Raw genomic sequence first — 9,412 nt, forward strand, 5'->3', positions numbered from 1 at the left:
ACCGGACGGGCTCCGGCACACCGAGCGGGATGTCCGGGACGGCCCGCAGGCACTCCCCGTTCGGGGCGGGCAGCACCGGCTGCCAGTCGTGGACGGCGAGCGCGCCGATCAGCGCGCGGACCATCACCGGGTCGAACTGGCTGCCCGAGCACCGCTCCAGCTCCGCGACAGCCTCGGCGACGGGGCGCCCGCGCCGGTAGGAGCGGGTGGAGGTCATCGAGTCGAAGGCGTCGGCGACGGAGATGATCCGGGCGAACTCGGGGATCTGCTCGCCGGCCAGCCCGCTGGGGTAGCCGCGCCCGTCCATCCGCTCGTGGTGGTGCAGGATCCCGGCGTGCGCCTCGCCGAGGAACGCGATGCCGCGCACCAGCTCGTACCCGTACACCGGGTGGACCTCGACGGCCCGGCGCTCGGCGTCGGTGAGGGGACCGTTTCTGCGGAGCAGCTCGGTGGCCACGCCGAGCTTGCCGACGTCGTGCAGGATCGCGGCGAAGCGCAGGGTGCGCAGCCGTTCGGCCTCCATGCCGAGCTGACCGGCGATCAGCACCGCCGCCCGGCCGACCCGTTCGCTGTGCCCGCGGGTGTAGGCGTCCTTGATCTCGACGGCCTGCACGAGCGCCTGGACGGTCGCCTGGTGGGCGTCGCGCTCGCGGTGCCCCTGGGCGAACACCCACGCCGAGATCGACAGCGGCAGCAGCGCGAGCAGCGCCGCGAACGCGCCGTACGGGCCCTGCCACAGGACGGCGACCATGAGCCCGCCGGCGGCGTGCACCAGCACCGGCAGCCCGCACACCGTGCAGGCCCCGCGCAGCAGGACGTCGGCCCTGCTGCCCTCGCTGAGCATCAGCATGACGCCCACCAGGGCGCCATTGACCAGGCAGAACGCGGTGAGGGCGGCGAGGGCGGGCAGCAGTGCGGCGGGGAAGCGGGAGCCGAGGAGCAGCTGCGGGCCGCGCAGCAGGTGGAAGGCGACCGCGGCGGCGAAGGCGCTCAGCGCGAGCTGGGAGCCGTTCCACAGCTGCCGCTGCCGGTAGTGCCGCCCGCCCGGGCCGCCGAGCAGCGCCGCCGGCACGGCGACGAGCGCGGCGGCGGCCGGCGGGAGCATGAGCACGCCGGCGAACAGCACCGGGAAGAACGCGTTCGCCCCTGGCCGCACGGGCGCCCGGTCGGCCGGCACCGGGCGGCGCAGCAGCCGGCGCACCAGCCGCTGGCAGGGGGTGGGCAGGCCCTGGGCGAGCGACTCCCAGCAGCCGTGGAGGAAGCCGAGCAGCCCGACCTTGGGCCAGTCGACGGGGGAGCCGAGCCAGCGCGGCACCCCGGGCAGGGACGCGGCGGACAGCAGCGGGAGCAGGCAGCAGAGCGCCGCCACCGGAACGGCCACGAGGTACCGCGTCGCGCCCTCCGGCAGGGCCGCGCCTCTACTGTCGCTAGCGATCTCGACCTCCCCGCCGTCCTGGCCCGCTGTCCGCGCTCAGCGCGCCGGGCGGACCGGCGGTGAGTGTCCGTCAGGAGGATAGGCCGCTCGTCGGGCGCGGGGACGCATGATCGCGCAATGCCGCAGCTGGCACACCGCCAACTCACTCGAACGAGTGAGGGGCGCACGTAAGCAGCACGGGAGCGGCCCCGGGAGCACACCCACCCGGGGCCGCTGAACTCCGTGTCCGGACCGTCCGGACCGCCCTCGCCGGCGGTCCCGCCCGGTTACTCCGCCTGGGCGCCCGCCTCGACCGGCGCACCGGGGCGCACGCTCGGCTGCGGCGCGTCGCCGCCCACCTCGGGGACCGGCCGCGCGGCCTCGGCGTGGATCTCGACCGCGGTCTCGACGGCCACCACGACCTGCTCGCCGGAGCGCTGCCCGGCGCGGATCGAGTCGATCCTGGCCAGGACCTTGCTGCGCAGGTCGGTCGGGGTGTCGTCGCAGCCGCAGGAACGCTTGATCAGCGCCTTGATCGCCTGCTCCAGGCCGTACTGCCGCAGGCACGGCGAGCACTCCTCGAAGTGCACGCGCAGCTTGGCGCAGTCACCCTCGGCCATTTCGTTGTCGAGGAATTCGTAGAGGTGGTCGAGGACCTCGCCACACTCGGTGTCGTGCGGATCGCCGCAGCTCATGAGCCCGAGCCCTTCGCTTCCTGCCCTGCCCCGCTGCCGGCCGGGACGAGCCCGCGCTCACGGGCGTAATCCTCCAGCATGCCGCGCAGCTGACGGCGGCCGCGGTGCAGCCGGGACATCACCGTACCGATGGGAGTACCCATGATGTCCGCGATCTCCTTGTACGCAAAGCCTTCGACGTCCGCGAGATACACGGCGATCCGGAACTCCTCGGGGATGGCCTGGAGGGCGTCCTTCACGTCGCTGTCGGGCAGGTGGTCGAGCGCCTGGGTCTCGGCCGAGCGCAGCCCCGTCGACATGTGCGACTCGGCGCGCGCCAGCTGCCAGTCCTCGATCTCCTCGGCCGCGGTGCGCTGGGGCTCCCGCTGCTTCTTGCGGTACGAGTTGATGAAGGTGTTGGTGAGGATGCGGTACAGCCAGGCCTTGAGGTTCGTGCCCTCGCGGAACTGGTGGAACGACGCGTACGCCTTGGCGAACGCCTCCTGGAGCAGGTCCTCCGCGTCGGCCGGGTTGCGCGTCATGCGCAGGGCGGCCGAGTACATCGGGTCGAGGTAGCCCAGGGCGTCGCGCTCGAAGCGCTCCCGCCGGGCCTCCTCGGACTCCTCGGCCGACACCCGGAAGGTGTCCTCACCGATCGCCTCGGCCAGCTCCTCACCGGTGAGCGCCTCGCCCTCGGGCCGGCCCTCATCCGGGCCACGGCCGGGTTCGGCCTCGTGCTCGGTCCCGACGACCGGACCCACCTCCTCGGCATGGCGCGCACGGCCCACGGCGGGCCGCCCCGAAAGGGAGGATATCGGGCTGACGGGCTTCTCGCCCGCGACAATCCAGTCGGACCAGGCGGGAGCGAACGCCGTGGCGGCCTCGCGCTCCTCCGGCCGCTCCGGGCACGCGATCGAACCCATCTGCCCTGCCTCTCACCGGTAATCTGCTGACGAGGGTGTCAACCACAGGGCCCCCGCCCGCATTCCCGCCCCCGCAAGGCTTTCACCCGCACGGGTGAGCGAGCGAAGCCCCCGGGGAAAACCGCAGCTCACCGCCGGTGCGGCGGTCACAGCAGCCCGAGCACCCAGTCCCCGACCGCCCCGCAGATCAGCTCCAGCACCTCGCCCTGCCCCACCGGCGCCCGCTTCGGCACCTCGAAGCCGTGGCTGCCGTACGGCACCTCCACCACGACGTGCCCCCTCGGCAGCTCCGGGAACTCCGCCGGCCCGCCGAACGGATCCGCCGCGCTCTGCACCACCAGCGTCGGAAGCCCCGACTCCAGCAGCTCCTCCGCCCGGCTCTTCTCCGGCTTGCCCGGCGGGTGCAGCGGGAACGCCAGCGCCACCACCCCCGCCGCCCCGCTCGCCGCGCCCGTGCGGCACGCCACCCGCGCCCCGGCGCTGCGCCCGCCGACCACCAGCGGCAGCCCCTGCCCGGCCAGCCGCCGCGCCACCGGCGTCCAGCCGAGGTCCAGCGTCCGCGGCGCCGGGCCGAGCTTCTTGCCGGCCACCCGCCACGGCTGCTCCACCAGCGCCACGGTGATCCCGCGCGGCGGCAGCGCCGCGGCCAGCGCCACGAGGTCCCGCGCCTCGATCCCGCCGCCCGCGCCGTGCCCGAGCGCCAGCAGCGCCTTGGGCGCGGCCGCCCGGTGGTAGGTGATCCTGGCCTCGCCCGCCTCGGTGGCGACGAGTTCGGAGTCGGTCATCTCGGCTACTCCCCACACGTTTTCAGAACAGCTCAGAACAGCTCGGGACAGCTCAGAACAGCGTGGTCTCGTACTCGACCTCGGTCCACGGTTCCTTGAGCTCCGGTCCGTTGTTGCGGATGCTGCCGACCGCCGGCGACACCGGGGTGGCCCGCAGCGCGCCGGGCGGCGGGGGTATCAGCAGCCGGCGCAACGCGTCCGGGTCGCTCAGCCCCGGGTCGAGCCACTCGTCGAAGGAGGACGGGTCGAGGAACAGCGGCATCCGCTCGTGGATCGGCGCGAGCAGCTCCTCGGCGTCCGTCGTCACGATCGTGAACGTCACCAGCCAGGCCTCCGGGTGCCCGGCCGGCACCGCCCGGTCGCGCCAGAACTCGTACAGCCCGGCCAGCGCCAGCGGGGCGCCGTCCACCCGGGAGACGAAGAACGGCTTCTTGCGCGGCTTGCCGCGCTCGCCCGGCACCGTCTGCCACTCGTAGTAGCCGTCCACCGGCAGGATGCACCGCCGGGAGGCGAACGCCTGCCGGTACGAGGGCTTCTCGTGCACGGTGTCCGACCTGGCGTTGATCATCTTCACGGCCGTCTCGGCGGAGTTCGACCACTGCGGCACCAGGCCCCAGCGCAGCACCCGCAGCTGGCGCACCGCGCCCGGCCGCTCCTTCGACATCCGCTCCAGCACCACGAACGCGCTGTTCGTCGGCGCCACGTTCCAGTTCGGCGCGAGGGTCTCCTCGGGATCCCACTGCTCGACCCCAAAGAAGTCGACGAGGTCCTCGGGCTTGCTGCTGGAGGCGAAGCGACCGCACATGCCGGCCACTTTGCCATGACGCCCCCTCTCACCACTTCGCCCCTCCCCGGCCGCGGGCCCACCAGCCGCAACCACCGCCTCCCCCCGCCCCGTCCCCCCATGGGAGGCTGCTCCGAACGGCCCAGCGCACCGAACGGAGGCGACACCACGCCATGACCGCCGACCCGACGACCCAACACGACCTCGCCGACCTGTGGGACCGGGTCACCGGCACCCAGCCCGCACCGCCCGGCTGGCTGGTCCTCGCCACCGGCGCCGTCGCCCTGCTCGCCGTCCTCGCCCGCCCGCTGTGGCACGTCACCCGCAACGCCGTGACCATCGCCCACGAGGGCGGCCACGGCCTCGCCGCGCTCGCCACCGGCCGCAAGCTCGCCGGCATCCGGCTGCACTCCGACACCTCGGGCCTGACCCTCTCCTACGGCCGCCCCACCGGCCCAGGCATGGTCCTCACCGCCGCCGCCGGCTACACCGCCCCCGCCCTGCTCGGCCTCGGCTGCGCCGCCCTGCTCGCCGGCGACCGCATCACGCTGCTGCTGTGGCTCGCGATCGCGCTGCTGCTCGCCCTGCTGATCCGCATCCGCAACGCCTACGGCCTGTTCACCGTGCTCGTCGCCGGCGGCGCCTTCTTCCTCGTCTCCTGGTTCGGCAGCGCCCAGGTCCAGGCCGGCTTCGCCTACCTCGGCTGCTGGTTCCTGCTGTTCGGCGCCGTCCGCCCGGTCCTGGAGCTCCAGCACCAGCGCCGCACCGGCTGGGCCCGCGACTCCGACGCCGACCAGCTCGCCCGCCTCACCCACATCCCCGGCCTCGCCTGGGTCACCGTCTTCCTGCTGATCGCCCTCGCCTCGCTCGCCCTCGGCGCGAGCTGGCTGCTCCAGCCGCTGGGCTAACCCAAACGCCCTCCCCCGGGGCACCACGGCCGTCCGCCATCCGGCCGCAGCAGGGGCCGTTCCGGCACGGCCCCTAAACTGGCCCCCATGACCGAGACCCTGTGGCCCGCCCCCGTCGCGACCACCCCCGTTGACGCCACCGTCACCATCCCCGGCTCCAAGTCGGTCACCAACCGGGCCCTGGTGCTGGCGGCACTCGCGGACGAGCCCGGCTGGGTGCGCCGCCCGCTGCGCAGCCGCGACTCCCAGCTCATGGCCGACGGCCTCCGTGCCCTCGGCGTCGGCATCGAGGAGAAGGTCAACAACGACTCCGGCGGCACCGGCGGAGGTGAGGCCTGGCGCGTCATCCCCGCCCCCGCCCTGCTCGGCCCGGCGTCCATCGACGTCGGCAACGCCGGCACCGTCATGCGCTTCCTGCCCCCGCTCGCCGTCCTCGCCGACGGCCCCGTCCACTTCGACGGCGACCCGCGCAGCTACGAGCGCCCCCAGCACGGCGTGATCAACGCCCTGCGCGCCCTCGGCGCCCGCATCGACGACGAGGGCCGCGGCGCCTTCCCGCTCACCGTGCACGGCACCGGCGGCCTCGACGGCGGCCCGGTCGAGCTCGACGCCTCCTCGTCCTCCCAGTTCGTCTCCGCCCTGCTGCTGTCCGGCGCCCGCTACCGGCACGGCGTCGAGGTCCGGCACGTCGGCGGCCCCGTCCCGTCGCTGCCGCACATCCGGATGACCGTCGAGATGCTGCGCAAGGCCGGCGTCCAGGTCGACGCCCCCGAGGACGGCGGCGAGAAGGACGTCTGGCGGGTCACCCCCGGCGCCCTGATCGGCCGCGACCTGGTCGTCGAGCCCGACCTGTCCAACGCCGCGCCGTTCTTCGCCGCCGCGCTCGTCACCGGCGGCCGGGTCACCGTCCGCGACTGGCCCCGGCACACCTCCCAGCCCGGCGACCAGCTGCGCGAGATCTACAGCCGGATGGGCGGCGCCTGCGAGTTCACCGACGAGGGCCTGCAGTTCACCGGCACCGGCCGCATCCACGGCATCGAGGCCGACCTGCACGACGTCGGCGAGCTCACCCCGGTGATCGCCGCCGTCGCCGCGCTCGCCGACTCCGAGTCCCACCTCTACGGCATCGCCCACCTGCGCCTGCACGAGACCGACCGGCTCGCCGCGCTCGCCAAGGAGATCAACGACCTCGGCGGCGACGTCACCGAGACCGAGGACGGCCTGCGCATCCGCCCCCGCCCGCTGCACGGCGGCGTCTTCCACACCTACGAGGACCACCGCCTGGCCACCGCCGCGGCCGTCATCGGCCTGGCCGTGCCCGGCGTGCAGGTCGAGAACGTGGCCACCACCGCCAAGACCCTGCCCGACTTCCCGAAGATGTGGGCGGACCTGCTCGGCGAAGCGGCGGCGGACGCCTGAGCGGAGACTGAAGCCATGCGCCGCTACGGCAAGGACGCCGACGAGGACGACATCCGCAACCGCCCCGCCCGCCGGGGCTCCCGGCCGCGGACCCGGATCCGGCCCAAGCACGAGGACGCCGCCGAGGCGATGGTGCTGACCGTCGACCGCGGCCGGCTCACCTGCCTGGTCGACCCGGGGACCAAGCAGGAGCGCCAGGTCGTCGCGATGAAGGCCCGCGAACTGGGCCGCAAGGGCGTCGTCGTCGGCGACGTCGTCAACGTCGTCGGAGACCTCTCCGGCGACGCCGACACCCTCGCCCGGATCGTCCGGGTCGAGGACCGCAGCTCCGTGCTGCGGCGCACCGCGGACGACGACGACCCCTACGAGCGGATCGTCGTCGCCAACGCCGAACAGCTCGCCATCGTCACCGCCCTGGCCGACCCGGAGCCCCGGCCCCGGCTGATCGACCGCTGCCTGGTCGCCGCCTACGACGCGGGCATGGAGCCCCTGCTCGTGCTCACCAAGGCCGACCTCGCGTCCGCGGAAACGCTCCTGGAGTCCTACGCCCCGCTCGGCATCAACTACGTCGTCACCCGCCGGGACGAACTGGAGACCGCCGGCGCCGAGGCCGTGCGCGAGCACCTGCGCGGCCGCTCCACGGTGTTCATCGGCCACTCCGGCGTCGGCAAGACCACCCTGGTCAACGCCCTCGTCCCGGACCGCCAGCGGCAGACCGGCCACGTCAACGCCGTCACCGGCCGCGGCCGGCACACCACCGTCTCCGCCCTCGCGCTGCGCCTGCCCCCGCCGCCGGGCGCCAAGGCCGGCTCCAAGAAGGCGCTGAACTCGGGCTGGGTGATCGACACCCCGGGCTTCCGCTCCTTCGGCCTGTCCCACATCGACCCGTCCCGGGTCATCCACGCGTTCCCCGACCTGGAGCCCGGCACCGCCGACTGCCCCCGCGCGTGCAGCCACGACGAGCCGGACTGCGCACTGGACGCGTGGGTCGCCGACGGCCACGCCGAGGCCGCCCGGCTGTACTCGCTGCGCCGCCTGCTGGCCAGCAAGGAGGCCCGCGAGGGCGACTGACCGCCCGGCCCCGCGCCTGCCCCGAGGCTCGTGGCCCGTTCGAGGTGTCGGACCGCGTCCGCCTGGCGATCATAGGAAAGTCGGGCCACAGCGCGGTCCGACCCGTCGATCGACAGGGAGGGCACGCGATGGCATGGGCCCTGGTGATCCTGGCCGGCCTGCTGGAGACCGGCTTCGCGATCAACCTCAAGCTCAGCGAGGGCTTCACCCGGCTCTGGCCCACCATCAGCTTCTGCGTGTTCGCCCTCGGCAGCTTCGGCCTGCTGACCCTCTCGCTCAAGAGCCTGCCGGTCGGCCCCGCCTACGCGGTGTGGACCGGCATCGGCGCGGCCGGCACCGCCATCTACGGGATGGCCTTCCTGGACGAGACCACCTCGGTGCTCAAGCTGGTCTCGATCTCCCTGGTGATCGCCGGGGTCATCGGCCTGCAGCTCAGCGGCACCACCCACTGAGCCGCCGAGCCGATCCCGCTCACTCCGTGAGCCCCGCTGTCCCGATCCGGACGGGATCGCTAGGGTTTCGGGCATGGCCGACTACCACGACGATCTCCGACTCGCCCATGTCCTCGCCGACTCGGCCGACTCGGTCACCCTGGACCGCTTCCGCGCGCTCGACCTCGCCGTCGAGACCAAGCCCGACCTCACCCCCGTCAGCGACGCCGACAAGGCCGCCGAGGAGCTGGTGCGCGGCGTCCTCCAGCGCGCCCGCCCGCGCGACGCCGTCCTCGGCGAGGAGTTCGGCCTCCAGGGCTCCGGCCCGCGCCGCTGGGTGATCGACCCGATCGACGGCACCAAGAACTACATCCGCGGCGTGCCGGTCTGGGCCACCCTGATCGCCCTGCTGGAGGACGGCCCGGACGGCGTCGCGCGCCCGGTGGTCGGCATCGTCTCCGCCCCCGCGCTGCAGCGCCGCTGGTGGGCCGCCGAGGGCCTGGGCGCCTACGCGGGCCGCAGCCTCGCCAAGGCCTCCCGCATCAACGTCTCCGGCGTCTCCCGCATCGAGGACGCCTCCCTCTCCTACTCCTCGCTGTCCGGCTGGGAGGAGCGCGGGCGCCTCGACCCGTTCCTGGACCTCACCCGCGCCTGCTGGCGCACCCGCGCCTACGGCGACTTCTGGTCCTACATGATGCTCGCCGAGGGCGCCGTGGACATCGCCGCCGAGCCCGAGCTGTCGCTGTGGGACATGGCCGCGCCCTGCATCGTCGTCCAGGAGGCCGGCGGCCGCTTCACCGGCCTGGACGGCATCGACGGCCCGGGCGGCGCCGACGCCGTCGCCACCAACGGCCTCCTGCACGAGGAGACGCTGCGCCGGCTGAGCGTCTGATCCGTCCCCGCAGATGGTTGCGGGCCCCTCGACCAGGGGGTGGAGGGGGGGGGGCCCGCTGGGCAGTGTCCTCCCGTTAGGGGGGCCGGCGGGCCGCGCCCAAATATTTGG

The 9,412-nt window shown here is 74.0% G+C and carries 10 protein-coding genes; 5 read left to right on the plus strand and 5 right to left on the minus strand.

Translation table 11 applies throughout. From position 1 onward, the window contains the following. The 5 genes from AB0O00_RS21730 to AB0O00_RS21750 form a co-directional block, all read right to left on the minus strand. The coding region (locus AB0O00_RS21730) for an HD-GYP domain-containing protein (protein ID WP_363654181.1) at window positions 1–1,381 on the minus strand (1,381 nt) is incomplete at its 3' end. A gap of 320 nt (window positions 1,382–1,701) precedes the next feature. Beyond that, window positions 1,702–2,109 (minus strand): mycothiol system anti-sigma-R factor, encoded by a 408-nt coding sequence (gene rsrA, locus AB0O00_RS21735; RefSeq protein WP_363654182.1) that lies wholly within the window; start codon window positions 2,107–2,109, stop codon window positions 1,702–1,704. Further along, window positions 2,106–2,849 carry a sigma-70 family RNA polymerase sigma factor gene (locus AB0O00_RS21740; protein WP_363654197.1) on the minus strand — a complete coding sequence of 248 codons (744 nt, stop codon included), beginning with the start codon at window positions 2,847–2,849 and terminating at the stop codon, window positions 2,106–2,108. Before AB0O00_RS21740 ends, rsrA begins: the two co-directional genes overlap by 4 nt. A gap of 308 nt (window positions 2,850–3,157) precedes the next feature. Next, window positions 3,158–3,796, minus strand: coding sequence for an alpha/beta family hydrolase (locus AB0O00_RS21745; RefSeq protein WP_363654184.1), 639 nt, complete (start codon window positions 3,794–3,796; stop codon window positions 3,158–3,160). Between the two features lie 52 nt (window positions 3,797–3,848). After that, window positions 3,849–4,601 carry an SOS response-associated peptidase gene (locus AB0O00_RS21750; protein ID WP_363654185.1) on the minus strand — a complete coding sequence of 251 codons (753 nt, stop codon included), beginning with the start codon at window positions 4,599–4,601 and terminating at the stop codon, window positions 3,849–3,851. 152 nt (window positions 4,602–4,753) lie between these two features. On the opposite strand from AB0O00_RS21750, the gene AB0O00_RS21755 reads away from it, so the two are divergent. From AB0O00_RS21755 to hisN, 5 genes are all read left to right on the plus strand, one after another. Then, window positions 4,754–5,488, plus strand: a complete 735-nt coding sequence (locus AB0O00_RS21755) for a M50 family metallopeptidase (RefSeq protein WP_363654187.1) — start codon at window positions 4,754–4,756, stop codon at window positions 5,486–5,488. 87 nt (window positions 5,489–5,575) lie between these two features. Further along, on the plus strand, window positions 5,576–6,907 hold the full coding sequence (gene aroA, locus AB0O00_RS21760) for a 3-phosphoshikimate 1-carboxyvinyltransferase (protein WP_363654189.1): 1,332 nt from the start codon (window positions 5,576–5,578) through the stop codon (window positions 6,905–6,907). 15 nt (window positions 6,908–6,922) lie between these two features. Continuing rightward, entirely contained in the window at window positions 6,923–7,978 is a 1,056-nt protein-coding gene (gene rsgA, locus AB0O00_RS21765) for a ribosome small subunit-dependent GTPase A (protein ID WP_363654191.1), read from the plus strand. 128 nt (window positions 7,979–8,106) lie between these two features. Next, window positions 8,107–8,430 carry a multidrug efflux SMR transporter gene (locus AB0O00_RS21770; protein ID WP_363654193.1) on the plus strand — a complete coding sequence of 108 codons (324 nt, stop codon included), beginning with the start codon at window positions 8,107–8,109 and terminating at the stop codon, window positions 8,428–8,430. Between the two features lie 73 nt (window positions 8,431–8,503). Beyond that, entirely contained in the window at window positions 8,504–9,301 is a 798-nt protein-coding gene (gene hisN, locus AB0O00_RS21775) for a histidinol-phosphatase (RefSeq protein ID WP_363654195.1), read from the plus strand. Window positions 9,302–9,412: the final 111 nt, after the last annotated feature.

Source organism: Kitasatospora sp. NPDC093558, assembly GCF_040683475.1.
In the GTDB taxonomy this organism is placed as follows: Bacteria; Actinomycetota; Actinomycetes; order Streptomycetales; family Streptomycetaceae; genus Kitasatospora.

Coding starts and splice junctions, on each gene's coding strand:
- rsrA (WP_363654182.1), bottom strand. CDS start 2,109: ATGAGCTGCGGCGATCCGCACGACACCGAGTGTGGCGAGGTCCTCGAC.
- AB0O00_RS21745 (WP_363654184.1), bottom strand. CDS start 3,796: ATGACCGACTCCGAACTCGTCGCCACCGAGGCGGGCGAGGCCAGGATC.
- AB0O00_RS21750 (WP_363654185.1), bottom strand. CDS start 4,601: ATGTGCGGTCGCTTCGCCTCCAGCAGCAAGCCCGAGGACCTCGTCGAC.
- AB0O00_RS21755 (WP_363654187.1), top strand. CDS start 4,754: ATGACCGCCGACCCGACGACCCAACACGACCTCGCCGACCTGTGGGAC.
- aroA (WP_363654189.1), top strand. CDS start 5,576: ATGACCGAGACCCTGTGGCCCGCCCCCGTCGCGACCACCCCCGTTGAC.
- rsgA (WP_363654191.1), top strand. CDS start 6,923: ATGCGCCGCTACGGCAAGGACGCCGACGAGGACGACATCCGCAACCGC.
- AB0O00_RS21770 (WP_363654193.1), top strand. CDS start 8,107: ATGGCATGGGCCCTGGTGATCCTGGCCGGCCTGCTGGAGACCGGCTTC.
- hisN (WP_363654195.1), top strand. CDS start 8,504: ATGGCCGACTACCACGACGATCTCCGACTCGCCCATGTCCTCGCCGAC.